The organism is Streptomyces sp. SDT5-1 (assembly GCF_052245995.1).
GTDB lineage: Bacteria > Actinomycetota > Actinomycetes > Streptomycetales > Streptomycetaceae > Streptomyces.
Genome location: NZ_CM125963.1, coordinates 7,154,434 through 7,177,410 on the forward strand (window position 1 = coordinate 7,154,434; position 22,977 = coordinate 7,177,410).

Here is a 22,977-nt window from a genome sequence, read left to right on the forward strand (position 1 = left end):
GGTGGCGGCCCCGCAGGACGGGCCTTGGCTGGACGGCGCCGCGGGCCGGCTCGTGCGTCCGTACGCGATCAGCAACGGACGCACCCGGCCGAGCACGTCGATGGATCTGCTCACCCATGTCATGGCCACCGGGGCGACCCCCCTCGGCTACCTGGGTCCCGAGCACAGCCAGGCGCTCGACCTGTGTGCGCAACCCACATCGGTCGCGGAGATCGCCGGTCATCTGAAGCTGCCGGCGGGAGTGACCAAGGTGCTCCTGTCCGACCTCGTCGACTGCCAGGCGGTCACCACGAAGCCCCCCACGTTCCACGACAACCCCACTGACCGGTCCCTACTGGAGGCAGTGCTCGATGGACTACGACGACAGCTCTGACCCGTTCCCCACCGCACTGAAGATCCTGGTCGCGGGCGGGTTCGGCGTGGGCAAGACGACCTTCGTGGGGGCCGTCAGCGAGATCGCTCCGCTCAGCACCGAAGAACTGCTCACCACGGTCAGCGCGGACACCGACAACCTCGACGGCATCGAGAACAAGGTCGAGACGACCGTCGCGATGGACTTCGGGCGCATCACCCTTGACCCCGAGCACGTGCTCTATCTGTTCGGCACGCCGGGCCAGGAGCGCTTCTGGTTCATGTGGGACGAGCTGTCCGAAGGGGCGCTCGGCGCGGTGATCCTCGCGGACACGCGCCGCCTGGAGGACTGCTTCGCCGCCGTCGACTTCTTCGAGGAGCGCGGCATGGGGTTCATCGTGGCGATCAACGAGTTCGACGGTGCCTACCGCTACGAGCCCGAGGAGGTGCGCGCCGCCATCGACCTGGACCCGGCGGTGCCCGTCGTGCGCTGCGACGCGCGGATCTCCAGCTCCGGGATCCAGACCCTGCTCACCCTCGTACGCCATCTGCTGGCCCACGCCCCCGCGACCACCGGTTACGGAGCCCACACATGACGTACGACGCGAGCAGGCGGCTGCTGCTGACCCCGCAGGACAAGGAGGGCGCCGAGCGGGCGGGGCGGTTGCGCAGGCTCGATCTGGGGCAGCGGGCCGAGCCGGTGTTCGACCGGTTCGCGGACCGCCTCGCCGAGGTCACGGGCGCGCCGTACGCGATGGTCAACTTCATCGACGAGAACCGGCAGTTCTTCGCTGGCCTGCACACCCCCGAGGGCACGCACCGGGGCGGCGAACTGGCCGCGTCGGCCGCGAAGTCGGTGGCGTCGGAGGCCCGGTACATGGCGCGTGACCACGGCTACTGCCCGCATGTGGTGGTGCGGCGCAAGGCGCTCGTCCTGGAGGACGTGTGCGACTACCCGCGGTTCGCGGGCAATCCGGTGGTCGACGAGATCGGGATCCGCTCGTACCTCGGCGCGCCGCTGATCGACGAGCGGACCGGGATGGCCCTCGGCACGGTGTGCGCGGTCGCGCGCGAGCCCCGCCCGTGGGGACGGGCGGGGCTCGCGACCATCAAGTCGATGGCGGTGGAACTGATGGAGCTGGTACGCGGCCGGGGCGACCTGCTCGGTTAGGCGCGCACGGAACGGGCGGCGTCCCGGCGCTGCTTGGCGTATCCGCCCGCGGCGAGCGCGACGACGAGGATCGCGGACACGAACAGCTGGTTGCGGCCGTCGGCGGTGCTCGCCATCACGACGAACACACCGGCGATCGCGGCCAGGGCCACCCAGGTCAGATACGGGAAGCCCCACATCTTCACGGTCAGCAGCTCGGGCGACTCGCGCTCCAGGCGGCGCCGCATCTTGAGCTGCGCGAGGCAGATGAAGACCCAGCCGACGAGGATGGCGACGCCGGTGGTGTTCATCAGCCAGGTGAACACGGTGTCGGGCCACCAGACGCCGGCGAACACCGCGAAGAACCCGAAGAGGCAGGACGCGAGCACGGCGGCCACCGGGACGCGCCGGTGCACGCGGGCCAGGAAGCGCGGGCCGAGGCCGCGGGAGACCAGCGAGTAGGCCATGCGGGACGAGCCGTAGATGTTGGCGTTCATCGCCGACAGCAGGGCGACAAGGATGACGACCTGCATGATCGTGCCGGCGGCCGGGATGCCGAACTCGTTCAGGACGGTGACGTACGGGCCGTCGGCGGCGACGTCCGGGTCGTTCCACGGCACCAGGGCGACGACGAGCGCCATCGACCCCACGTAGAAGAGCGCGATGCGCCACACGGCGGTGCGCACGGCGCGCGCCACGTTCTCGCGGGGCTTGTCGGACTCGGCGGCGGCGATGGACACGGTCTCCAGGCCGCCGTACGCGAAGACGGCGGTGAGCACGCCGGCGATGAGGCCCGAGCTGCCGGTGGGGAAGAAGCCGCCCTGTCCTGTGAGGTTCGAGGCGCCGGGGGCGTCCCCGAAGACACCGAAGATGCCGAGCACGCCGAGCACGAGGAACGCGCAGATCGCGGTGACCTTCAGCGCGGAGAAGAAGAACTCGAACTCGCCGAAGTTCCGCACGGCGGCCAGGTTGCTCAGGCAGAAGAACACCATGAAGACGGCGACCCAGCCGTAGGCGGGCAGGAACGGCACCCAGCCGTGCATGATCTGCCCGGCCGCCGTCGCCTCCGCGGCGACGCCGCACGTGAGCATGACCCAGTACATCCAGCCGGAGGTGGCCCCCGCCCAGGCGCCGAGTTCGCGCTCGGCGTGCACGGAGAACGAGCCGGTGGCAGGCCGCGCGGCGGACATCTCGCCGAGCATCCGCATCAGCAGCATGACCACGGCGCCCGCGCCCGCGAACAGCAGGACGACGGCGGGCCCCGCGGCGGCGATCCCGGCACCGGACCCCACGAAGAGGCCCGCGCCGATGACGCCGCCGAGGGCGATCATCGAAAGGTGCCGCTGCTTGAGGCCGTGGCCGAGTTCGGTGCCGGTGGCGGGGTCGTCGACGTCGTGCGCGGTGGCGCCGACATCGGTCCCCTCCTGCGGCCGTTCCGTGACGGTGGTCCGTGTCATGGTCGTGCCTGTTCGCTATCTGAGACGTGTGGAAGTGCGGCGAGCAGTATGCGACCTGGTGGGAGCCACTGCGTCCAGTGTCCGTTATTCGGACACGCCGTTCGGTGGGCGGTGCGCGTCAGAGACGACCGTCACCCGGAACCAGCGCCTCGCACCCCTCGCAGAGTGTCAGCTCGATCCACCGGCTCTCGCGCAGCGACCCGTCGGCGCCGCAGCGCTCGCAGACGGATTCGCTGCGGACGGCGAAGAAGTCGGTGATGGCGCGCAGGCGTGAGCGCTCGGCATCCGTCCAGTTGCCGCCGCCCGGTGTCCACGGTCGCGGAAACGCCTGGAAGGAGAGCGTCGCCCACTTCTGCTTCACGGCCAAGAGTTCGTACTCGGGGAACTGGGCGGCGACCGCCTGATGGCACTCGAGCGCCAGATGCCACCAGCCGGGGCCGACGTCGATGAGGCCGGAAGGGTCTCGCAGGTGTTTCCGGAGCGGCGCCAGCACAGGACGTCCTTTCGGGGTTGCGGAAGCCTTAGCGAAATGCCGTTCGGCGAGCGTGCGTCGGCCCGTTCCCGTGGCCCAACCCCACCGGCCTGAAGGAAAGCTGGGGCGGCGGTTAAGAAAAGCTCGATGGACCCGGCGGCTCGCTTACGGAAGAGTCTGGGGCGGCGGCGGTGCATCCGGGACCTATCCGGAGGTATGCCGCATCGCACCCATCACCACCCACTCTCCCTCGCACACGGGTCGCTTCGTGCTGCCCGCGTGCGCGACGACAGGAGTCGAACCGTTGAAGGCGCTGGTCAAGGAGAAGGCCGAACCGGGCCTGTGGCTGACGGACGTCCCCGAGCCCGGCATCGGCCCCGGTGACGTACTGATCAAGGTGCTGCGCACCGGAATCTGCGGCACCGACCTGCACATCCGCGGCTGGGACGGCTGGGCCCAGTCCACCATCAGCGCCCCGCTGGTCGTGGGCCACGAGTTCGTCGGCGAGGTCGTCGAGACCGGCCGGGACGTGAGCGACATCGCCGTCGGCGACACGGTCAGCGGCGAGGGCCACCTGGTGTGCGGAAAGTGCCGCAACTGCCTCGCCGGACGACGCCACTTGTGCCGCGCCACCGTCGGCCTCGGCGTCGGCCGCGACGGCGCCTTCGCCGAGTACGTGGCGCTGCCCGCCTCGAACGTGTGGGTGCACCGCGTCCCCGTCGACCTCGACGTCGCCGCGATCTTCGACCCGTTCGGCAACGCCGTGCACACCGCCCTGTCCTTCCCGCTGGTCGGCGAGGACGTGCTCATCACCGGCGCCGGTCCGATCGGCCTCATGGCCGCGGCCGTCGCCAAGCACGCGGGCGCCCGCAACGTCGTGATCACCGACGTCAGCGACGAGCGCCTCGACCTCGCCCGCAAGGTCGGCGTCAGCCTCGCCCTGAACGTCGGGCGCTCCACCATCGCGGACGGGCAGCGCGAACTCGGCCTGCGCGAGGGCTTCGACGTCGGCCTGGAGATGTCCGGCAACCCCGTCGCGATGCGCGACATGCTCGCGAACATGACCCACGGCGGCAAGATCGCCATGCTCGGCCTGCCGTCCGAGGAGTTCGCCGTCGACTGGGCCCGCATCGTCACCTCGATGATCACCATCAAGGGCATCTACGGCCGCGAGATGTTCGAGACGTGGTACGCGATGTCGGTCCTCCTGGAGGGCGGCCTCGACCTCGCCCCGGTGATCACCGGCCGCTACGCCTACACCGACTTCGACGCGGCGTTCGACGACGCGGCGAGCGGCCGCGGCGGCAAGGTCATCCTCGACTGGACCGCCTGAGCCCCAGCGCCTCGTCTCCTCCGAACTCCCCGCCTCCTTAAGGACTTACGTCATGTTCGACAACGTACGCGCCGACCTCCAGGCCACCCTCGACGAGATCGAGGCCGCCGGCCTGCACAAGCCCGAGCGGGTCATCGGCACCCCGCAGTCCGCCACCGTCGACGTCACCGCGGGCGGCCGCCCCGGCGAGGTGCTCAACTTCTGCGCCAACAACTACCTGGGCCTCGCCGACCACCCCGACGTCATCGCCGCCGGCCACGCGGCGCTCGACCGCTGGGGCTACGGCATGGCCTCCGTCCGGTTCATCTGCGGCACCCAGGAGGTGCACAAGGAGCTGGAGGCGCGCCTGTCCGCCTTCCTCGGCCAGGAGGACACGATCCTCTACTCCTCCTGCTTCGACGCCAACGGCGGCGTGTTCGAGACCCTCCTCGGCGCCGAGGACGCGGTGATCTCCGACGCCCTCAACCACGCCTCGATCATCGACGGCATCCGCCTCTCCAAGGCCCGGCGCTTCCGCTACGCCAACCGCGACATGGCCGACCTGGAGGCGCAGCTCAAGGCGGCGTCCGGAGCCCGCAGGAAGCTGATCGTCACGGACGGCGTCTTCTCCATGGACGGCTACGTCGCGCCGCTCACCGACATCTGCGACCTCGCCGAGCGCTACGACGCCATGGTCATGGTCGACGACTCGCACGCGGTCGGCTTCGTCGGCCCCGGCGGCCGCGGCACCCCCGAGCTGCACGGCGTGATGGACCGGGTCGACATCATCACCGGCACCCTCGGCAAGGCCCTCGGCGGGGCGTCCGGCGGCTACGTGGCGGCGCGCGCCGAGATCGTCGCGCTGCTGCGCCAGCGTTCGCGCCCGTACCTGTTCTCGAACAGCCTCGCCCCGGTGATCGCCGCCGCGTCCCTGAAGGTGCTCGACCTCCTGGAGTCGGCGGGCGACCTGCGCGAGCGCCTCGCGGAGAACACCAAGCTGTTCCGCACGCGGATGGCGGAGGAGGGCTTCGACATCCTCCCGGGCGACCACGCGATCGCCCCGGTGATGATCGGCGACGCCTCCGTCGCGGGCCGCATGGCCGAGCTGCTCCTGGAGCGCGGGGTCTACGTGATCGGCTTCTCGTACCCGGTGGTCCCGCAGGGGCAGGCCCGCATCCGCGTCCAGCTGTCGGCGGCGCACTCGGCGGAGGACGTGAACCGGGCGGTGGACGCCTTCGTCGCGGCCCGCGCCGAGCTGGGCTGACGCCGCCCGCGCGGGCGTTGTCGGACCCGTTTGGGAGAATCACCGCATGATCGAAGCGCGGCGGCTGCACATCCTCCGTGCGGTGGCCGACCACCGCACCGTGACGGCCGCTGCCGCCGCGCTGTACCTGACGCCGTCGGCGGTCTCGCAGCAGCTCACGGCGCTCGAGCAGGAGACGGGCCACAAGCTGGTCGAGCGCGGCGCGCGCGGCGTCCGTCTGACATCGGCGGGCGAGATCCTGCTCACGCACACGAACGCCGTGCTGGCCCAGCTGGAGAAGGCCGAGGCCGAGCTGGCGGCGTACAGCACGGGGGAGGCGGGCACGGTCACGCTCGCCTCCTTCGCGACCGGCATCGGCCTGGTGGTCGGCCCCGCGCTCGCCCGCCTCGCGCGGACCGCGCCCGGCATCCGGGTCCGCGTCCAGGACGCCGAGGGCGACGCCAGCCTGCCGATGCTGCTCGACCGTCGGATCGACGTGGCGGTCGCCGTCGAGTACCGGGGTGCGCCGGGCGCCGACGACGACCGCATCACGCGCGTGCCGCTGTACGCGGAGCCGTTCGACGCGGTCCTGCCGGTCACGCACCGCCTCGCGTCCGCGGAGTGGGTGCCGGTCGCCGATCTCGCCAAGGACACCTGGATCGGCCCGTACCCCGGCAACCCCTGCCACGACGTGGTGGTCCTTGCCTGCGAGCACGCCGGGTTCTCCCCGCAGTTCGAGCACTCGTCGGACGACTTCCGCGCCGTCGTCGCGCTCGCCTCCGCGGGCGCGGGCGTGGCGCTCGTCCCGCGCTCGGCGCTGCATGGCGTGGACCTCACGCAGGTCGTGGTCCGCCCGATCGACGGCGTGGCCCCGGCCCGCAAGGTCTTCGCGGCGGTGCGGCACGGGGCGGAGGAGCACCCGCTGATCAGACCGGTGCTCGAGGCGTTGGGGGAGGCGGCGGCGGACTGAGTCCGCCGGGGCAGGCCCCTTTACGTAACACGGCTGTCTCATATCTGGGATACCGTGCCGAATATGAGACGCGACGAGAGTGATCCGCCGTCGAGCGGCGCCACCGACCCGGAACCGGACCCCGTCGACGCCCGACTCGGTGCCCGCCTCGCCGAGCTCCGGGCCGAACGAGGCTGGTCCCTGGGCGAGTTGGCCGACCGCAGCGGCATCAGCCGGTCCACCCTGTCCCGCGCCGAGCGCGCCGAGATCAGCCCCACCGCCGCCCTCCTCAACCGCCTCTGCGCGGTCCACGGCCGGACCATGTCGCAGCTCCTGAGCGAGGTGGAATCCACCCCCGCCCAGGTCGTACGCGCCGCCGACCAGCAGGTCTGGCACGACGGCTCCACCGGCTTCGCCCGCCGCTCCGTCTCCCCGCCGCTGGCGGGCCTGCGCGGCGAAGTGGTCGAGGGCGCGCTCGAGCCGTACGCCGACATCGCCTACGACCGCCCGCCCGTACCCGGCCTCGAACAGCACATCTGGCTGCTCCAAGGACGCCTCGACCTCACCGTCCAGGGCGAAACGCACCACCTGGAGACGGGCGACTGCCTCCGCTTCCGCCTCTGGGGCCCCACCCGCTTCCACTGCCCGGGCCCCGACCCCGTCCGCTACGCCCTGGTGGTGATCCTCCCGTGACGCTCACCTGCACCCGCCTCACGCCCGCCGAATTCCCCGCCTACGTGGACGAGTTGGGCTCCCTCCTGGCCGACGTCGTACAAGGAGGCAGCTCGCTCGGCTTCCTGCACGGCCTCACACCGAGCGAGGCGGCCGACTGGTGGCGCGCGTACGTCGGCCCGTCCGTGGAACACGGAAGCACGGCCGTATGGGTGGCGACGGACACCGACGGAGCGTCCCGCCGCTGCGTCGGAACGATCTCGCTCGCCTTCACCGAGAAGCCCAACGGCCGCCACCGCGCCGAAGTGGTCAAGCTGATGGTGCACGGCAGCGCCCGCGGCACCGGCCTCGGCCGCACCCTCCTCACGACCGCCGAACGGGCCGCCGCCGAGGCGGGCATCACCCTCCTGGTCCTCGACACCGAGACCGGCAGCCCGGCCGAGAACTTCTACCGCAAGGCCGGCTGGGACGAGGTCGGCGTCATCCCCGACTACGCCGCCGACCCGGCCGGGGTGCTGCGCCCCACGACCCTGTTCCACAAACGGCTCCGACCGCTCGTGCCGGTGGCCGATCCACAGGAATGAGGGCCTACGGTGCGGGGGAGATGCAGGCCAGCACGCATCCGTCCCGCCGCAGGGCCGTCAGGACCGTTCGAGAGGGAGTCGCCAGCATGACCGCCACCGACCCGACGTACACGACGAGCGCGCTCAGCACCGGCGACGGCGCCGCCGTGGCCACGTACACCTGGCTGCCCGAAGGCGGCAGGCCCCGCGCCTTCGTGCAGATCGCGCACGGCGCCGCCGAGCACGGACTGCGCTACGACCGGTTCGCCCGCCACCTCACCTCCCACGGCTACGCGGTCATCGCGTCCGACCACCGCGGCCACGGCGCCACCGCCCAGTCCACGGGCGGCTACGGCGTGACCGACGACGGCGACCCCGAGACCACCGACGCGTGGGTGTCGATCGTCGACGACCTCAAGGCCATCGGCGACCAGGCCCGCGCCGTCCACCCGAACGTCCCGTTCGTCCTGCTCGGCCACAGCCTCGGCTCGCTGCTCGCGCGCGACTACGCGCAGCGGTACGCGGACGACCTCGTCGGCGTGATCCTCTCCGGCACCTTCCGCTCCCTGCCCGGCGCGGACAACGAGGGCGACATGGCGGCACTTGAGGCCGAGATCGCGAAGGGCGGGCGCGCGGCCCCCTCGCCGTACGTCGGCAACCTCTTCGCCTCCTTCAACGACCCGTACGAGCACCGCACCGGCTTCGAGTGGCTCTCGCGCGACGAGGCGGAGGTCGACAAGTACGTCGCCGACGAGCGTTGCGGCTTCGACTTCTCGGCGGGCCTCGCCCTGGACTGGGTCCGCGCCGTGCGCCGCATCAACGACCCCGCCAACCTCGCCCGCATTCCCGACGACCTGCCGATCCACATCGCCGTCGGCACCGAGGACCCCTGCAACCAGCGCATGACCCTCGTCCACGAACTCCTCGAGGACCTCCGCTACGTGGGCGTCACCGACCTCACCTGGAAGGGCTACGAGGGCGCCCGCCACGAGATCCTCAACGAGACCAACCGCGACGAGGTCCAGGCGGACCTGGTGGCGTGGCTGGACAAGCGCGTGCCGTGACCGCGAGCGGGGCGTCCTCCGCGGATCCCGGGCATTGTCAGTGGCGTTGGCTACCGTTCGTCGCATGCTGGACGCCGAGGATGTACGCACCGTAGCCCTGTCCCTTCCGGACACGACCGAGAAGGTCGCCTGGAGCATGCCCACGTTCCGGGTGGCGGGGAAGATGTTCGCCACGCTGCCCGAGGACGAGACGTCGATAGCGGTGCGCTGCCCCAAGGAGGAGCGCGACGAGCTGGTCCTGGCCGAGCCGGACAAGTTCTGGATCGCCGACCACGAGGCGTCCTTCGCCTGGGTGCGCGTCCGGCTCGCCGCCCTGGAGGACACGGCTGAGCTGCGCGACATCCTCGCCGACTCCTGGCGGCAGGCCGCCCCGTCCCGACTCCTGGACGCACACCCCGAGTTGGGCCTGCCACGTGCAGGATGAAACCACGTGAGGCGGCCCACATCCGCGTGGCATGATCCGCTCGCGAGGGCGGGCCGCGCGCGTGCGGCGCCGCGTCACGGGTTCGAGGATCGGGGTGCATGGATGGCCGACCGCGCGGTCGACGGCAAGGACGGCGAGGTCGCGTCCCGGCGCGGCACCTGGACCCGCGACTTCGCCCTCTTCTTCACCGCGAGGGGAGTCGCCAAGCTCGGCGACAGCATGCTGCCGGTGGCCCTCGCGGCGGGCCTGCTCCAGTACGGGTACGGGGCGGGCGCGGTCGGCCTCGCCATGGCCTCGTCGGTGGCCTGCTTCGCCGGCCTGGTCATCTTCGGTGGAGTGCTGGCGGACCGCTTCAACACACGCCTGCTGATGACCGGCGCCGACCTCGTACGCCTGGTCACGCAGTCCCTCGCGGCCGTCATGTTCTTCACCGGGCACGTGGTGCTCTGGCAGATCTGCGCCATCGGCGCGATCAACGGCGCGGCGGCCGCGGTCTTCCAGCCCGGCGTGGCCGGCACGGTGCCGCGCCTGGCGTCCGACGTCCAGGCGGCGAACGGCGCGATCCGCGTGGCGGAGTCCGGCGCACAACTGGCGGGCCCCGCGGCCGCGGGCATGCTCGTCGCCCTTGCCGCCCCCGGACTGGTCTTCGCGGCCCACGCGGCGACGTACGCGGTGAGCGCCGCCTGCCTGCTCCTGCTGCGCCTGCCACCGATGGTGCGAGACACCGGCATGGCGCGCCCGCGCGGCGCCTTCCGCTCCGAACTCGTCGAGGGATGGCGGGAGTTCAGATCCAGACGCTGGCTCTGGGGCGTGATCTCGGTCTGGTGCGTCCTGATGATAGGAGCGTGGGGCCCTGCCGTCCCCCTGGTGGCCGTCCAGGTCACGCAGGAGCACGGATCGGGCGCGTACGGCCTCGTGAACTCGGCACTCGGCGCGGGCACCGTCATCGGCGGCGTCCTCGCCCTGCGGGTGCGCCCGCGCCGCATGCTGCGCGCGGGCGCCCTGGCCCTCTTCGGCTTCGCCCTGTTCCCGGCGACGGCGGGCGCGGGCCTCGGCGTGCCGTGGATGATGGCGGGCTGCGCGGTGGCCGGGGCCGGCATGTCGTTCTGGGGCGTGATGTGGGCGACGAGCGTCCAGACCCAGGTCCCGCGCGAGGTCCTCAACCGCATCCACGCCTACGAGGTAGCCGGCTCCATCGCCATGCAGCCGGTGGGCCAGGCCCTGGCGGGCCCGGCGGCGGCCACGTTCGGCACGCACGAGGTGCTCCTCGCGGGCGGCGTGATCACGCTCCTGGTGGCGACGACGATGATCTCGGTCCCGGCCATCAGAGACCTGGTCAGGGCGGACGCCGTCCCCCTCGTCTCTACGCCGGTGCGGGGGAGACGCGGCCGCGCAGAAACCCACTGATCCGCTCCCGCAGCGCCGCCGGATCGAGCCCGTGCCCGGCGATGTGCTCCTCGACGCTCCCGTATCGCCGCAGCTCCCGCCGCCCGACACCCAGCCCCAGCACACGGTGCGGCACATCGACGAGCGCGTCATTGACAGCACCGGTGGAGGTCCCGGCGAGATACGGCTCGACGAGCACGACGTCGGCGGACTCCTGCCCCTCGACGGCCCGCCTCAGCCCGGTCCCATCGAGGGGCCGCACGGTGGTCGCGTACAGCACGGAGACATCCATCCCCTCGGTGGCGGCGAGCACGTTGTCGAGCATGGGCCCGACGGCGACGACGACACCGCCCCGCCCTTCGCGCACGGTCAGCAGCCGCTCACCGTCGACGGGCAGCGCCTCCCGATTGCTCTGCGTGGAGAGCCGCACGTACTCACGCGACTGACTGACGACGTCCTGCCCGGCCCCGACGGCGTGCCGAAGCAACACATCGGCCTCATCGGGATGCCCCGGCACATGCACCCGCCACCCGTCGAGCGTGTCGAGCAGCGCGACATCGCCGGGCGCCATGTGCGTAAACCCACCGGAGGACACGTCGTACGACGCCCCGGCGCTCACGAGCACACCTCCCACCCCCTGATGCTGGAAGTCCAACTTCACTTGCTCGAAGGGCCGCTCGACGAGAAAGCTCGCGAAGGTGTGCATCACGGGCCGCATCCCGGCGAGCGCGAGCCCGGCACCGGCCCCCACGAGCAACTGCTCCCGAATCCCGACGTTGATCACCCGCCCGGGATGCCGCTGAGCGGCCCCGACAAAGGGCGCGGCCCCGATCTCGGCGAGCACGACGGCGACGCGCTGATCCTCGTCGAGGATCTGGCTGAGAACGGGGGCGAACCGGTCACGCATGGTGTCCATGGCAGCTTCTACCTTCCGGTGAGGGCGAGTGACGGAGAGGAGAGGGGAGCGGGGGTCACGCCAGCTTGGGCTCGACGCGAGCCACGACGACGTGCGGCCGCCCGGGGTGGGGCGCGGTGAACGCCTGATACAGGGCCTCGTGATCGCGCCCGTCGACGGTGACGGTGGACCACCCGGCGGCCTCGAACCGCGCGGCGATCCCGCCGGCGCGGCCGTAGGTGGCGGAGAGGTTGTCGACGACGACGGTGTGCAGCCGCTCGAGCCCGAAGGCGCCGGCGAAGGCGATGGCCTCGTGGTTGCTGCCCTCGTCCAGCTCGGCGTCACCGACGAGGGCCCACACGGCGGGTTCGTCGAGCCCCTGGGCCCGCAGCCCGAGCGCGGTCCCGACGGCGATGGGCAGCCCGTGCCCCAGGGACCCGCTCCCGATCTCGACACCGGGCACGAGCACCCGGTCCGGGTGATGCCCGAGCGGCGACTCGTACGCCCCGAACCCGCTCAGCCACTCCTCGGGCACGAAGCCCTTGGCGGCGAGCACGGCGTAGTAGGCCATGGGCCCGTGCCCCTTGGACAACAGGAACCGATCCCGCGCGGGGTCGTTTTCTGCTCCTGGCCGGACCCGCAGTACGCGGTCGTACAACACCCACAACACATCGAGGGTGGAGGTGGCGGCGGGCCCGTGCTTCTCGTCGCCGGTCATGAGACTCATGAGCCGAGGCAGGTCCTGGTACCGCTCTGCATGCCTGAGGTCACTCGTTGTGGACGTCATGCATGCAGCCTGCAACCTCAAGTTTGCTTGAGGTCAACCCCTGCCTCCGGCCGTGCCGCACCGAAAGCGATGCACGACCACTGCCCCGAGTGCGGTATGGTTTCTGTGCGCGTTCGGCCAGCGGGGAAACCGCAGGTCAACGGGTACCGGGACGTGGCGCAGCTTGGTAGCGCACTTGACTGGGGGTCAAGGGGTCGCAGGTTCAAATCCTGTCGTCCCGACAGTTCGGACGATCGAACGTCGCAGGTGAAGGGCCGTTTTCGAACGGCCCTTTTTCTGTTGCTCCCACGCTCCCGGTGGGAGCGTGGCGAGTGGGATCGGGCTCCCACTGTCCCTTTGTCTGTTTGCTCCCACTCGGGCCGATGTGCGCATATTCGATTCCTTGCGTGCCAGCGCGCTCAGAATCATCAACCTGGGGCGAGACGAGCCCGCTGTTCCGGGCCAGTAAGCAGGCCAAGCAGACCGCGGTCGAGCTCGGCGTCCACGGTGGCGGGGCTGATCCGCGGGGCTCGGAATCACCGGTGCAGAGCCAGCCGGGCATTTCGACAAGATCCAGATCTCGCCGACTGGGTACGCCCACGTACCGCCGAGGGCAACACGGCGCTGAGCGCCACGCGGCGCTGCCCGGACTGTGCGCGGCAGGTCAGTCCTTGACGACCAGGAGTCAGCCGACAGTGCAACCAACCTGTCACCCGGGGCTGGCGAGCCAGCCCCACAGGTCGGCGGCTTTGTATCGTAATGCTGTATTGGGCAAGTGGCAGCGACTAATTGAGCTCAACAGGGGTGGAGGGCCTCGTGTCAGGGAGTCGAGATGTGGGTGCGGAAGAGTTGATGGAAGTCACGCACGACGCGGGCCGAGCTCGCAGTCTGCGACGTGCGCTGGACAGTCTGCGGGCCGGCCCCGATCCGAAACTTCGGGAGATGGCTTCTGCGGTGCTGCGCGGTGAGCTGACGGCCCAGCAGGCGTTCACCGATCGGGAGTACACCTCCGCTCTGTTCGCGGGCGCTGCTGAGGTCCGCCGTGCCGGAGAGCGGCGTTCCGCTTCCGACGTGGATGAAGCCGGAGCCCGTTTCGCGGCCTGGCAGAGAGGGCGAGATGCCGAGGACGAGCGCGAGCGTGCCGAGCAGGAAGCCGCGCGGCGGAACCCGGGCCCGCGCCTGCTGCCCAAGCACCGTGCCAATCCGGGAGCCTGATAGGCAATTCGAACTGCACCTCACGTTGCGCGCCGCCCATCTTCCTTGGTTTTGACGGGGCTTGAGCACCCTTACGTTCCGTAAGTCGTCTCTCGTAGTAATGTTCGAACCTCGCTGAGTGGTCTTGAGAGGCCTACCCAAGTGCCGAGGGGAACGGGGATGGGAGTCGTACTGCCCGACGAGGCGGCCTGGGTGCTGGACCTCATCGGGGTGGAGTGGCCCAATGTCGACGAGGACGACTATCGGGACATGGCCGATGGTCTGCGTTCCTTCGGGGCCCAGGTGCGGGAGAGCAAGGAGTCCTCGGAGCGCTTCGTCCGGGAGTTCCTGGAGAACAACGAAGGGCCCGCGACCGCCGCATTCGAGCGGCACTGGGGCAAGGTCAGCGGCACGCATCTGGAACGTCTTGCCGAGGCTGCGGACCTCGGCGCCATAGCCTTGGACGGTGCGGCGGTCGCCGTGGCCGGAGCCAAGGTGGCGGCCATCGTCCAACTGGGCATCCTCGCCGCGGAGATCATCGCCGCACAGGCTGCCGCGCCGTTCACGCTCGGGCTCTCCGAGGTCGGCGCCCTCGGCGCCACCCAGGCCACTCGACTGATTGTCAGGCGACTGCTCAAGGAAGCGGAACATCTCCTGGTCGAGGAGCTCATGGCCGTCGTCACAGGTCCCGTCTACTCCGCCCTCGGTGCGATGGCCACCGATCTCGTGATCCAGGTCGGCTCGAACGCCGTCGGTCTGCAGGACGGATACAGCGCGGGGAAGACTTTGCATGCCGGGGGAGCCGGCCTTTCCGACGGCTTGGACTCTGCCGCCGGTACGCTCACCGGGCGTGGAGGTGCCGAATGAGCGGCACCATACGCAACGACAAGGAGTTACACGACCGACTGGCCGACCGAATAACCTCCCAGGCCGATGAGCACGAGACCGGTGCCCGCCCCCACCTGCGGCGCAGTCGCGCCGGGCTGGACCGAACACGCGGTCGCGGCGCGATGGCGGCGGCCGTCGAGAGCGGTGCGGAAAAGATACTGCGGGCCATCGAGGATGCCGAGGACGAGCTGCACAGGCACTTGCAGGATGTGTCCAAGGGTGTACGGGCGATGGGCGAGAACCACGCCCGCAACGACAAGGCCATCGAGACGATGCTGAACAGCATCGTCACCCGCTCCCGCGACCAGGATGCCGTCCGGGACGGAGGCGGTATCGGCAAGGACCGCCCGGACTCGACGAAGGACCCGCACAAGGTCTCCCTCGAGTGGCAGCCAGGTATGCCCAAGGCGGCCTTCGAGCGGAAGGCGAAGGCCCTGCAGCGGCTCGGCGAGGAGGGGCACCTTTTCAAGTTCAAGGGCAGGACCCAGGACTACCGCGACCAGGAGATCACCAAGAAGTACAAGGGTGCCTTGGAAGCACTGATCCGAAGGAACCACAAGGACGACCCGGAGTTCGCCGAGGACGCCGCGAAGACCGCCCGCAATATGCAGCCCGACCACGTCAACGAGCTCCAGACCGGCGGCCCGGATTCATGGCGTAACCTGCGAATGCTCGACCGGACCACGAACTTCCAGATCGGCACGCAGCAGATACGCCCGCAGATCAAGGACCTACCGGACGGCACTCCAATCGACATCGATATCAAATGGTGGCCAGATGACTAGCGCGAATCCGGGATCGTCCCGCCTGAACGCCACGGTGGACCTTCTGCGTACAGCGCTTGCACAGAGCACGGATGTGCTCCAGTTCACGCTCGGCGGGAGTATCGACGAGGAGACGGCGGCCGTCGCGCAGGCCGACGGGGTGCCGCGTGACTTCGTGGACTTCTGTCGGGTGCTTGACGGCGTGAGCTGCGGGCCGAACATGCAGCTCTTCGGCCTGGAAGAAGCCGAGGAGCACCAGTTCTACTGCGGACCGGTGGCCGACTCCCCGCTGGAGCTGTCCCCGGAAAAGCTGTTCTGTGTCGGGCTGCTTAACGACGTTCCGCTCTTCCTCGACCGCGCGGACGGCAGCGTTCTTGGCGTCTCGTCGGAGCACTCGGAGTGGGTCGACGCGGAGCGTTTCGAGCCACTCGCACCAGGGTTGGAGGACTTCTTCCTGGATCGACTGGCCGGCCCGGAGTACGTGCGGTTTGCGTCGATCGACGACGAGTTGGTGGAGTATGACGACTGGATGAAGTTGCTGCGTCGGGCCGGTCTCGCGGACTGATCCAGGCTGGCTGCCGTGCCTGCGCTGGGCTTGGCAGACGAGCGCAGGACGAAGATGAAGGGGAAACAGAGGACGCATGGCGACCCATGAAGAGATGACAGAGCTGTTCGGCGTGGACCGTGTGGTCACGTTGGACCGCGCTGTCGCCGATGAGCACGAAATCTCCGGGGCCGACGCCGAGGCGCTGTGCGATGTCGGTGTACCGGTGTTCGTTGACGTCCTGTTTACTTTGGACACCGCGGACGAAGGGCCCGACCCTTTCACAGTCGTACCCGTGGCAGCGGGCGGCAAGGATAATCGCATCCTTGTTCTCGGTGGCCCGACCGACGATCCTGAATTGCGGTACTGCCTCGACATGGAGCGCGGCTACGTGATCCTCATGTCTTTCGGTGAACAGCCGCAAGCGGAGATCGTCAACCGGACTCTCGCTGATTTCGTCGAGTTCCTGTACCGCTTCGCACTGCGCACGAAGCACCTGGAGTACGCCCCGCCGAAGGACCGGGCCCCGTACACGGAGAAGCTCGTGGAGTATCTGCGGGCGCGCGACAAGTACGCGTTTGCGCAGCCGGACAGCTGGTGGTCGATGGTCTTCGAGCAAGTCGGCTGACCCTGGTGGTCCAGTACAGCCTCCGCAATGGCCGTTGCCGGTCAGGTGGCCACGACCGTCCTGATGCGTGATTCGAGCAGAGCCGTCGAGGTGTCCTGGGCCTTGCTGAGGTGGCTAAGGGATGCCGTGCGGCAGGGACCCGGTGTGGAGCAGACCTCGGCTGATGCCCGAACCCGGGCGGCCGGTGGCCGGGCGCGGGTGGGAGAGTTGTAGCAGATCACCGTCGACGACGTTGGCCCGGCAGCGGGCACGGTCGGGGTGTGGCACGCGCGGTCGGGGCCCGCGGCCGGAGCGTGGTCATGACCATGCGCACGTGCACGTACGTCCGATTGACGACACCCGTAACGGACAAATCCCCGGAGCCGAAGAGCACTACTACTATGACCGTTCCACTCATTCCAGCAGACCCTGAACCGCTCCGTCGGCTCTACGGTGACTTTCCGAGCCTGGGCGAATTCCGGCTTCGTTCGATCAATCTCGACTGGCGAGGACCTTCGCTCGCTCTCCGCGTCGATCTTCCCGACTTCCCTGTACACCCGCCCGAGGAATGGGTGACGCAAGACTGCGATGTGGTGCAGTGTCACATTCACTTTGCGGCAGTCGAAGACCTCGATCTGCAGGAGTGGAATCCACCGACGAAGGCACAGCTCACGGCGGCGCCTACGGAGCAGCCGCGGATGCTTGACGTGTCCGTCCACGGCCCCGGCGTCCTGCTCCGGTTCCGTAGCCACGAGTCCGTGGTCATCAGCCATATCAGCGCCTTCCGTGCCGGCCCCGACGCGTCCGACGAGGTCCCCCATCACTTCCTGAGCAAGCTCGACGCGCGCCGCTTCTCGATGCTGCCTGGCACCCACGAAAAGACTTACTATGCACGTTGACAGCTGGGCTCAACTCCTCACTGATCCGCACCCCATGACGGACCTGTACGACTCTCCGCCCGATCTGAGCCGTTGCGACATCTTCTACGTACATATCGACGAGCGAGAGAACTCTGTGACGCTGGGCTTCGACACATCGGATCTCCCAGCACGCCCCCTTCCTGAATGGCAGGAAAGGGACTTCAACGCCTTCGAGTTCCACCTGCGGTTCAACTCGGTCTCAGAACTGCGTGTGTCGGGATGGTCCGCGCCAGCGCTGAAGTCGGTACTGATGTCCGCTGGCGACGACGGCAGGCTGAGCTTCTCTGCGAGCGGACCCGAGTCGCTACTCGAATTCGCGGCGGGGCAGGTAGAGGTTGCCCGTACCCGCACCTACCTCGCCTCACCAGCGCCCTGACCACGATGCGCAGACGGGCACGGTGAGCCGCCCCGTGGAGGCCGGCGCCCCGGTCACCGCGAGCGTGTTGCCCGACGCCCGACCCCGGCCGGCACACGCACAAGTGCGGAACGAATGAGGCGCCGCGACCGTGCCGCCCCCACAGCGGCCGCGGTCGCGGCACCGGTCCACGGTGTCCGAGCCGGCCGGCTCAGACGGAGAAGCGCTCCTTCGCGAGGAGGGGGCGTACCCGTGAGGCGAAGTCGCCCGTGCGGAAGGGCTGTTGGAGCAGGCCGGGGCTCAGTTCCTGGGCGAGGGCGGCCGCGATCATGCCCTGGTCCAGGGCCAGCACGAAGTCGCTGACCCGACCCGTCTTCACGTTCACCGAGTCCCGGAAACCGTAACGGGAGTCGTACGCACCGAAGTCCGCGTCGAGCGCCTTGAGGTTCGCGACGGCCTCCGCTCGGGCGTACGGCAGCGCGAGGAAGGAGGCGTGCGGGGTGACGACGCCGAGGGAGTTGTAGCCCTCCTCCTGCATGCCGAGGGCGTCGACACCGTACTCGCGGTAGCCGCCCTCGGGGATGTTGGCGGGGGAGAAGCCCCAGTAGCCGTACGCCGCCTCCTCCAGGCCGTGCTCGATCTGGCCGCGGACGTAGCGGGTGTGCGTCGTGCCCCACGAGCGCGGGGACCACTGCGCCTCCGGCACGAACAGCGGCACCATCAGCGCCTCGAACATCGAGCCACCCCACGTGGGCACCACCTTGCGGCCCCGGTACGTGTAGTGGCCCTGCCACACGCGGACGCCGTCGAACGTGCCGTACGAGCCCTCGGGTTCCTGCTCCTGGCCCGCTCCCGGCAGCAGCGTGCGCGACAGGTGCCAGTAGTGCTCGGACGGAAGGCCGCCGTCGGCGATGCCGAGGTAACTCGCCATCCGGGGCTCGGTGTTGAGGGCGCCGTAGTGGTGTCCCGTCGGCTCGCCCTTGCCGGGCTTATCGGGCCAGAAGCCGCCGCGGAGCTGGCCGGGGCCCGCGACCGGGTCGGCCGCGTCGTAGGGCGTGTAGTAGTAGGACCAGTCGGCGTCGGCCAGCAGCTTCGCGACGCGGGGACGCAGTGCCGGGGAGGCGTGGGCGGCGATGCGCAGGCCCGTGACGAGCCAGGCGTTGTCCACCGACGACAGGAACGGGCGGACGGGGTCACCCGTCTCCGGCCAGGACGTCAGGAGCGAACCGTCGTGGGCGTCGTACCAGTTGAACCAGAAGCCGTGCGCCCGCTCCAGCTTCTCGACCGCCGCGACGGTCCTCGCGAGCCGCCGTTCCATGGTCTCCCGGTCGATCACACCGAGCCCGCCGGCAGCGGCCGTCGACCACAGCCCGCAACCGATGTTCGTCGGCGAGGTCTGCACGGACGGCACCGGGGCGCCGGACCCGCTCACGTCGGCCTTGTCCGTGACGAGGCCGAGGTCGGTGGTCATCGCCTCGATCGAGCGGTACGTCGAACGGAACCAGGTGTGCAGCAGCGACGGAGCGGGGGCGGCGGGGGCGGCCGAGGCGAACGGCGTCGCGCCCAGCGTCAGGGCGGCGCCACCGGCGCTCGCCGCGGTCAGGAACGTACGGCGGTCCATGAAGGTCCTTCTTCCGAAAGGGCGGACGTGGAAGGGAAGTTCGTGGTGCTCGTGTGGGGGAGTGGGGTGGTGTGGAGTGGGCGGGGGCGGCACACGTCAGGGGTGTGCCGCCCCCGCCCGGCGGCCCGCGGGGTCAGGATCGCGGGCCACAGGGGCGGGACAACGGGGGCTTGGTCCCCACCCCGGGTCGGTGGTCGGGCCTCGCGGCAACGTCCGTGCCCGGACCGCCGCTCGCGGTCACAGGCGCGGCAGGGCCCGCTCCCGGCCGAGGCCGCCCAGCCAGTGGGCGGCGGGCTTGGGCGTACGGGCGAAGGTCTCGCGGTCCCAGCCGATGAGGCCGAACGTCGCCTTGTAGGTGCCCCACTCGTAGTTGTCGAGGGCGCTCCAGGCGAGGTATCCGCGGACGTCGAGCCCGTCGTCGAGGCAGGCCGCGACGGCGTCGAGGGCGCCCGCGTAGTAGTCGACGCGGCGCTGCTCGTCGTCCGTGGCGATGCCGTTCTCGGTGACGATCAGCGGGGTGTCCGGGCCGATGACCTCGGCGGTGTGCCGCAGCGCGTGGCCGACGGCCTCGGGGTAGTACTCCCACGTCGTGAGCGTGCGCTCGGCGTCCGCCGGGGCCGGGACGGGCCCGTCCGTGCCGATCTTCGTGCGGGTGTAGGACTGCACGCCGATCCAGTCGTCGCCGCGTGCCGCCTCGATGAAGATGTCCTCGCGGGGGTGGCGGTACGCGGCCGTGACCTCCTCGGCACCGGGCAGTGCCTGGTAGACCTGGTTGGCGATGGTCCAGCCCACCTGGATCTCCGGGTTGATGGCACGCACCACCTTCACCGCGGCGTGGTGTGCCGCGATGACCGCGTGCGTGGTCTCCTCGTCGGGGAAGGGCAGACCGGCGGGCGGGAAGCCCTGGTCGCCGCGCTTGGCGAGCCCGGCCATCACGGCGATCATGTTCGGCTCGTTGAGGGTGCACACGTGGCGGACACCGTCCGCGATGATCGGCGCGCACTCCTCCACGTACCGCGCGAACAGCTCGACGGCGCCCTCGGCGGTGAAGCCGCCCAGGTCCTCGAACCACTGCGGGATCGTGAAGTGGTGCAGGGTGACGTTCGGGCGCAGGCCGCGGGCGAGCGCGCCCTCGACCATGCGGCGGTAGTGGGCGATCTCGGCGCGCGAGAAGTGTCCGCGGGCCGGTTCGATGCGGGCCCACTCGACGCTGAACCGGTAGTCGGTGAAGCCGAGTTCGGCCAGCAGGTCCATGTCCTGCTCCCAGCGGTGGTAGCTGTCGCAGGCGTCCAGGCTCGGCTCCTGGATCCCGGCCGCCGGGTCGTGCTCCTTGCGCCACCAGTCGCTGTTGATGTTGTTGCCCTCGATCTGGTGGGCGGCGGTGGAAGCACCCCACAGGAAGCCGTCGGGGAAGGGCGTGCGGGCAGGGGTGGGCGTCATGGTGGTGCCTGTCTTTCTACGTGCGGGTGGCGTGTGGAGGGGCCGGTCACTTCATGACCGCGGAGTGACGGGTCACTTCATGCCGGCGGTGGCGATGCCCTGGGTGAAGTGCCGCTGCAGGACGGCGAAGACGAGCAGCACGGGCAGGACGACGAGCAGCGAGCCCGCCATGAGCATTCCGTTGCCGCCGCCGACCGTGCGGTTGGGGTCGTTGGCGAACGTCGCGAGGGCCACCGGGAGGGTGTACTTGTTGGGGTCGTTGGTCGCGATGAGCGGCCAGATGAAGTTGTTCCAGGACCCGAGGAACGTGAAGATCGTCAGCGTCGCGAGGGCCGGCTTGACCAGCGGAAGGACGATGCGCCAGAAGATGTACCACTCGCCCGCGCCGTCCATCCGGGCCGCTTCGAGCAGCTCGTCGGGGATGGACTGCATGAACTGCCGCATCAGGAAGACACCGAAGGCGCCGGCGGCGAAGGGCAGCACCAGACCCGCGTAGGTGTCCAGCAGGTTCAGCTGGTTGATCAGGACGAACAGCGGAAGCACCATCAGGTTCGCCGGCACCATCAGGGCGGCGAGCACGATGCCGAAGACCTTCGAGCGGCCGCTGAAGTTCAGCTTGGCCAGCGCGTAGCCGAGCATCGAGCAGAACAGCAGATTGCACACGGTCACGAGGACCGCGACGATCACCGAGTTCAGGAAGTACCGCGGCATGTCGAGCTGGGCGAGCAGATCCTGGAAGTTCCGCAGCGTCCACTCGGACGGGATCCACACCGGCGGGCTCGCGGTGAGGTCCTTCTTGGTCTTGAAGGCGCTGAGCGCCATCCAGAGGAAGGGTGTGGCCATGATCAGGAGGCCGAGCGAGGCGACGACGTACAGCAGGGGCTTGCGGGCCCGGCCGTCGGGGCGGCGGCCGGTCGTCGGGGTGGCGGCGCTCATTTCGTGTTGTCCTTCATCAGTCGCAGCTGCAGCACCGTGATGCCCATGATCACAACGAAGAGGACGTACGCCATCGCGCTCGCGTAGCCCATGTTGAAGAAGCTGAAGCCCTGCTTGTACATGTCGAGCGACACGGTCAGCGTGGCGTTGGAGGGGCCGCCCTGGGTCATCACGAACGGCTCCTCGAAGACGTTGAGGTAGCCGATCGTGGTGATGACCGTGGCGTACAGCAGCGTCGGGCGCAGCAGCGGCACCGTGATCCGGCGCAGTTCCTGCCAGGCGCTCGCCCCGTCGAGCCGGGCGGCCTCGCGGACCTCCGTCGGGATGGCCTGCAGGCCGGCGATGATCAGGACCATCACGGTACCGAGGTTGCGCCACACCGCCATCAGGATCAGCGACGGCATGGCCCAGGTCTCGGAGCCGAGGAAGTCCGGTGCGGTGAAGCCGAGTTCGTCACCGAGTCCGGCGATGAGGCCGTCGGACGGGTCGAGCACGAACCGCCACACGATCGCCACGGCGACGATGGTGGTGACCACGGGGGCGTAGAAGCCGACGCGGAAGAAGGTGCGGGCCCGGTCGATCCCGTTGTTGAGCAGCACCGCGACGAACAGCCCGAGACCGATGGTCAGCGGCACTCCGACGACCACGAAGTACGCGGTGTTGAACAACGCCCGCAGGAACTGGTCGTCGCTGAACAGCTTCACGTAGTTGTCGAAGCCGATGAACTTCGCGTCGAGCGGCTGCCGGACGTTGCGCTGAGCGAAGTCGGTGAAGCTCATCACGAGCGTCGCGATGATCGGGAAGAGCATGAAGACCGCGAACAGCGCCAGGAACGGAGTGGAGAACAGCCAACCGGCCAGGTTCTGCTTCCCCATCGAGCGTTTCCTGCGCCGCTTCGTGCCGCCGCCGTCCTGGGGGCCGCCGTCCGGAGCCTTGACGGCTCCGGACGGCGCGGGGGTGGGTGTCGTGGTGGACATGGTCCGTCCTTCGGGCTTCCGGCGTCC

The 22,977-nt window shown here is 69.7% G+C and carries 27 protein-coding genes and 1 tRNA gene; 20 read left to right on the forward strand and 8 right to left on the reverse strand.

The window, feature by feature from the left end; all coding sequences use genetic code 11:
* Window position 1: 1 nt before the first annotated feature.
* Genes ACTWJ8_RS32770 through ACTWJ8_RS32780 form a run of 3 tightly spaced genes read left to right on the forward strand, consistent with a single transcriptional unit; the run spans window position 2 to window position 1,522 of the window.
* On the forward strand, window positions 2-373 hold the full coding sequence (locus ACTWJ8_RS32770) for a DUF742 domain-containing protein (RefSeq protein ID WP_356373641.1): 372 nt from the start codon (window positions 2-4) through the stop codon (window positions 371-373).
* Entirely contained in the window at window positions 351-947 is a 597-nt protein-coding gene (locus tag ACTWJ8_RS32775; RefSeq protein WP_356373640.1) for a GTP-binding protein, read from the forward strand. The genes ACTWJ8_RS32770 and ACTWJ8_RS32775 overlap by 23 nt, the downstream gene beginning before the upstream one ends.
* A complete protein-coding gene (locus tag ACTWJ8_RS32780; RefSeq protein ID WP_356373639.1) occupies window positions 944-1,522 on the forward strand; it encodes a GAF domain-containing protein in 579 nt (192 codons plus the stop codon). The genes ACTWJ8_RS32775 and ACTWJ8_RS32780 overlap by 4 nt, the downstream gene beginning before the upstream one ends.
* Here the strand turns inward: ACTWJ8_RS32780 and ACTWJ8_RS32785 are convergent.
* Together ACTWJ8_RS32785 and ACTWJ8_RS32790 are read right to left on the reverse strand one after the other, a co-directional pair.
* Entirely contained in the window at window positions 1,519-2,958 is a 1,440-nt protein-coding gene (locus tag ACTWJ8_RS32785) for an amino acid permease (RefSeq protein WP_443261184.1), read from the reverse strand. The two genes, ACTWJ8_RS32780 and ACTWJ8_RS32785, sit on opposite strands and share 4 nt — an antisense overlap.
* A 118-nt stretch (window positions 2,959-3,076) precedes the next feature.
* Window positions 3,077-3,451, reverse strand: coding sequence for a hypothetical protein (locus tag ACTWJ8_RS32790; RefSeq protein WP_356373637.1), 375 nt, complete (start codon window positions 3,449-3,451; stop codon window positions 3,077-3,079).
* Between the two features lie 283 nt (window positions 3,452-3,734).
* On the opposite strand from ACTWJ8_RS32790, the gene tdh reads away from it, so the two are divergent.
* From tdh to ACTWJ8_RS32830, 8 genes are all read left to right on the forward strand, one after another.
* Window positions 3,735-4,763: an L-threonine 3-dehydrogenase gene (gene tdh, locus ACTWJ8_RS32795; protein WP_356373636.1), complete on the forward strand. Its 1,029-nt coding sequence runs from the start codon at window positions 3,735-3,737 to the stop codon at window positions 4,761-4,763.
* Window positions 4,764-4,815: 52 nt separating this feature from the next.
* Complete coding sequence (locus ACTWJ8_RS32800) at window positions 4,816-6,006, forward strand: glycine C-acetyltransferase (protein ID WP_443261185.1); 1,191 nt, start codon at window positions 4,816-4,818, stop codon at window positions 6,004-6,006.
* A gap of 46 nt (window positions 6,007-6,052) precedes the next feature.
* Complete coding sequence (locus ACTWJ8_RS32805; protein ID WP_356373634.1) at window positions 6,053-6,955, forward strand: LysR family transcriptional regulator; 903 nt, start codon at window positions 6,053-6,055, stop codon at window positions 6,953-6,955.
* 63 nt (window positions 6,956-7,018) lie between these two features.
* Entirely contained in the window at window positions 7,019-7,627 is a 609-nt protein-coding gene (locus tag ACTWJ8_RS32810; protein ID WP_356373633.1) for a helix-turn-helix domain-containing protein, read from the forward strand.
* Window positions 7,624-8,190: a GNAT family N-acetyltransferase gene (locus tag ACTWJ8_RS32815; protein WP_356373632.1), complete on the forward strand. Its 567-nt coding sequence runs from the start codon at window positions 7,624-7,626 to the stop codon at window positions 8,188-8,190. Before ACTWJ8_RS32810 ends, ACTWJ8_RS32815 begins: the two co-directional genes overlap by 4 nt.
* A gap of 86 nt (window positions 8,191-8,276) precedes the next feature.
* A complete protein-coding gene (locus tag ACTWJ8_RS32820; RefSeq protein ID WP_356373631.1) occupies window positions 8,277-9,233 on the forward strand; it encodes an alpha/beta hydrolase in 957 nt (318 codons plus the stop codon).
* 64 nt (window positions 9,234-9,297) lie between these two features.
* Window positions 9,298-9,657 carry an MmcQ/YjbR family DNA-binding protein gene (locus tag ACTWJ8_RS32825; RefSeq protein ID WP_356373630.1) on the forward strand — a complete coding sequence of 120 codons (360 nt, stop codon included), beginning with the start codon at window positions 9,298-9,300 and terminating at the stop codon, window positions 9,655-9,657.
* 102 nt (window positions 9,658-9,759) lie between these two features.
* Window positions 9,760-11,064 carry an MFS transporter gene (locus tag ACTWJ8_RS32830; protein ID WP_443261186.1) on the forward strand — a complete coding sequence of 435 codons (1,305 nt, stop codon included), beginning with the start codon at window positions 9,760-9,762 and terminating at the stop codon, window positions 11,062-11,064.
* On the opposite strand, the gene ACTWJ8_RS32835 is transcribed toward ACTWJ8_RS32830, so the two are convergent.
* Together ACTWJ8_RS32835 and ACTWJ8_RS32840 are read right to left on the reverse strand one after the other, a co-directional pair.
* Window positions 11,021-11,959 (reverse strand): transketolase, encoded by a 939-nt coding sequence (locus ACTWJ8_RS32835; protein WP_443261187.1) that lies wholly within the window; start codon window positions 11,957-11,959, stop codon window positions 11,021-11,023. The two genes, ACTWJ8_RS32830 and ACTWJ8_RS32835, sit on opposite strands and share 44 nt — an antisense overlap.
* Before the next feature lie 55 nt (window positions 11,960-12,014).
* Complete coding sequence (locus tag ACTWJ8_RS32840) at window positions 12,015-12,725, reverse strand: thiamine pyrophosphate-dependent enzyme (protein WP_443261188.1); 711 nt, start codon at window positions 12,723-12,725, stop codon at window positions 12,015-12,017.
* Window positions 12,726-12,872: 147 nt separating this feature from the next.
* On the opposite strand from ACTWJ8_RS32840, the gene ACTWJ8_RS32845 reads away from it, so the two are divergent.
* The 9 genes from ACTWJ8_RS32845 (at window position 12,873) to ACTWJ8_RS32885 (ending at window position 17,997) form a co-directional block, all read left to right on the forward strand.
* Window positions 12,873-12,946 (forward strand) — tRNA-Pro (locus tag ACTWJ8_RS32845).
* Between the two features lie 592 nt (window positions 12,947-13,538).
* Complete coding sequence (locus ACTWJ8_RS32850; RefSeq protein ID WP_443261189.1) at window positions 13,539-13,919, forward strand: hypothetical protein; 381 nt, start codon at window positions 13,539-13,541, stop codon at window positions 13,917-13,919.
* Between the two features lie 159 nt (window positions 13,920-14,078).
* A complete protein-coding gene (locus tag ACTWJ8_RS32855) occupies window positions 14,079-14,765 on the forward strand; it encodes a WXG100-like domain-containing protein (RefSeq protein WP_443261190.1) in 687 nt (228 codons plus the stop codon).
* Window positions 14,762-15,571, forward strand: a complete 810-nt coding sequence (locus ACTWJ8_RS32860; protein WP_443261191.1) for a hypothetical protein — start codon at window positions 14,762-14,764, stop codon at window positions 15,569-15,571. Before ACTWJ8_RS32855 ends, ACTWJ8_RS32860 begins: the two co-directional genes overlap by 4 nt.
* Window positions 15,564-16,115: a hypothetical protein gene (locus tag ACTWJ8_RS32865; protein ID WP_443261193.1), complete on the forward strand. Its 552-nt coding sequence runs from the start codon at window positions 15,564-15,566 to the stop codon at window positions 16,113-16,115. Before ACTWJ8_RS32860 ends, ACTWJ8_RS32865 begins: the two co-directional genes overlap by 8 nt.
* A gap of 76 nt (window positions 16,116-16,191) precedes the next feature.
* Window positions 16,192-16,722: an SUKH-4 family immunity protein gene (locus ACTWJ8_RS32870; RefSeq protein ID WP_443261194.1), complete on the forward strand. Its 531-nt coding sequence runs from the start codon at window positions 16,192-16,194 to the stop codon at window positions 16,720-16,722.
* A 163-nt stretch (window positions 16,723-16,885) separates the two neighbouring features.
* On the forward strand, window positions 16,886-17,134 hold the full coding sequence (locus ACTWJ8_RS32875) for an HNH/endonuclease VII fold putative polymorphic toxin (RefSeq protein ID WP_443261195.1): 249 nt from the start codon (window positions 16,886-16,888) through the stop codon (window positions 17,132-17,134).
* Window positions 17,103-17,600: an Imm50 family immunity protein gene (locus tag ACTWJ8_RS32880; protein WP_443261196.1), complete on the forward strand. Its 498-nt coding sequence runs from the start codon at window positions 17,103-17,105 to the stop codon at window positions 17,598-17,600. Before ACTWJ8_RS32875 ends, ACTWJ8_RS32880 begins: the two co-directional genes overlap by 32 nt.
* 34 nt (window positions 17,601-17,634) lie before the next feature.
* On the forward strand, window positions 17,635-17,997 hold the full coding sequence (locus ACTWJ8_RS32885; protein ID WP_443261198.1) for an Imm50 family immunity protein: 363 nt from the start codon (window positions 17,635-17,637) through the stop codon (window positions 17,995-17,997).
* A 190-nt stretch (window positions 17,998-18,187) separates the two neighbouring features.
* Here ACTWJ8_RS32885 and ACTWJ8_RS32890 read toward each other — a convergent pair whose 3' ends face one another.
* The 4 genes from ACTWJ8_RS32890 to ACTWJ8_RS32905 form a co-directional block, all read right to left on the reverse strand.
* The gene (locus tag ACTWJ8_RS32890; protein WP_443261200.1) at window positions 18,188-19,597 is read right to left on the reverse strand and encodes a glucoamylase family protein; all 1,410 of its coding nucleotides are present in this window, start codon (window positions 19,595-19,597) and stop codon (window positions 18,188-18,190) included.
* Between the two features lie 237 nt (window positions 19,598-19,834).
* The gene (locus ACTWJ8_RS32895) at window positions 19,835-21,037 is read right to left on the reverse strand and encodes a glycoside hydrolase family 1 protein (protein WP_443261201.1); all 1,203 of its coding nucleotides are present in this window, start codon (window positions 21,035-21,037) and stop codon (window positions 19,835-19,837) included.
* 72 nt (window positions 21,038-21,109) lie between these two features.
* A complete protein-coding gene (locus ACTWJ8_RS32900; RefSeq protein WP_443261202.1) occupies window positions 21,110-21,973 on the reverse strand; it encodes a carbohydrate ABC transporter permease in 864 nt (287 codons plus the stop codon).
* A complete protein-coding gene (locus tag ACTWJ8_RS32905; protein ID WP_443261203.1) occupies window positions 21,970-22,950 on the reverse strand; it encodes a carbohydrate ABC transporter permease in 981 nt (326 codons plus the stop codon). The genes ACTWJ8_RS32900 and ACTWJ8_RS32905 overlap by 4 nt, the downstream gene beginning before the upstream one ends.
* Window positions 22,951-22,977 lie beyond the last annotated feature (27 nt).

Coding starts and splice junctions, on each gene's coding strand:
- ACTWJ8_RS32775 (WP_356373640.1), top strand. CDS start 351: ATGGACTACGACGACAGCTCTGACCCGTTCCCCACCGCACTGAAGATC.
- ACTWJ8_RS32780 (WP_356373639.1), top strand. CDS start 944: ATGACGTACGACGCGAGCAGGCGGCTGCTGCTGACCCCGCAGGACAAG.
- ACTWJ8_RS32785 (WP_443261184.1), bottom strand. CDS start 2,958: ATGACACGGACCACCGTCACGGAACGGCCGCAGGAGGGGACCGATGTC.
- ACTWJ8_RS32800 (WP_443261185.1), top strand. CDS start 4,816: ATGTTCGACAACGTACGCGCCGACCTCCAGGCCACCCTCGACGAGATC.
- ACTWJ8_RS32805 (WP_356373634.1), top strand. CDS start 6,053: ATGATCGAAGCGCGGCGGCTGCACATCCTCCGTGCGGTGGCCGACCAC.
- ACTWJ8_RS32810 (WP_356373633.1), top strand. CDS start 7,019: ATGAGACGCGACGAGAGTGATCCGCCGTCGAGCGGCGCCACCGACCCG.
- ACTWJ8_RS32820 (WP_356373631.1), top strand. CDS start 8,277: ATGACCGCCACCGACCCGACGTACACGACGAGCGCGCTCAGCACCGGC.
- ACTWJ8_RS32825 (WP_356373630.1), top strand. CDS start 9,298: ATGCTGGACGCCGAGGATGTACGCACCGTAGCCCTGTCCCTTCCGGAC.
- ACTWJ8_RS32830 (WP_443261186.1), top strand. CDS start 9,760: ATGGCCGACCGCGCGGTCGACGGCAAGGACGGCGAGGTCGCGTCCCGG.
- ACTWJ8_RS32835 (WP_443261187.1), bottom strand. CDS start 11,959: ATGGACACCATGCGTGACCGGTTCGCCCCCGTTCTCAGCCAGATCCTC.
- ACTWJ8_RS32840 (WP_443261188.1), bottom strand. CDS start 12,725: ATGACGTCCACAACGAGTGACCTCAGGCATGCAGAGCGGTACCAGGAC.
- ACTWJ8_RS32855 (WP_443261190.1), top strand. CDS start 14,079: ATGGGAGTCGTACTGCCCGACGAGGCGGCCTGGGTGCTGGACCTCATC.
- ACTWJ8_RS32860 (WP_443261191.1), top strand. CDS start 14,762: ATGAGCGGCACCATACGCAACGACAAGGAGTTACACGACCGACTGGCC.
- ACTWJ8_RS32865 (WP_443261193.1), top strand. CDS start 15,564: ATGACTAGCGCGAATCCGGGATCGTCCCGCCTGAACGCCACGGTGGAC.
- ACTWJ8_RS32870 (WP_443261194.1), top strand. CDS start 16,192: ATGGCGACCCATGAAGAGATGACAGAGCTGTTCGGCGTGGACCGTGTG.
- ACTWJ8_RS32875 (WP_443261195.1), top strand. CDS start 16,886: ATGCCCGAACCCGGGCGGCCGGTGGCCGGGCGCGGGTGGGAGAGTTGT.
- ACTWJ8_RS32880 (WP_443261196.1), top strand. CDS start 17,103: ATGACCGTTCCACTCATTCCAGCAGACCCTGAACCGCTCCGTCGGCTC.
- ACTWJ8_RS32885 (WP_443261198.1), top strand. CDS start 17,635: ATGACGGACCTGTACGACTCTCCGCCCGATCTGAGCCGTTGCGACATC.
- ACTWJ8_RS32890 (WP_443261200.1), bottom strand. CDS start 19,597: ATGGACCGCCGTACGTTCCTGACCGCGGCGAGCGCCGGTGGCGCCGCC.
- ACTWJ8_RS32895 (WP_443261201.1), bottom strand. CDS start 21,037: ATGACGCCCACCCCTGCCCGCACGCCCTTCCCCGACGGCTTCCTGTGG.
- ACTWJ8_RS32900 (WP_443261202.1), bottom strand. CDS start 21,973: ATGAGCGCCGCCACCCCGACGACCGGCCGCCGCCCCGACGGCCGGGCC.
- ACTWJ8_RS32905 (WP_443261203.1), bottom strand. CDS start 22,950: ATGTCCACCACGACACCCACCCCCGCGCCGTCCGGAGCCGTCAAGGCT.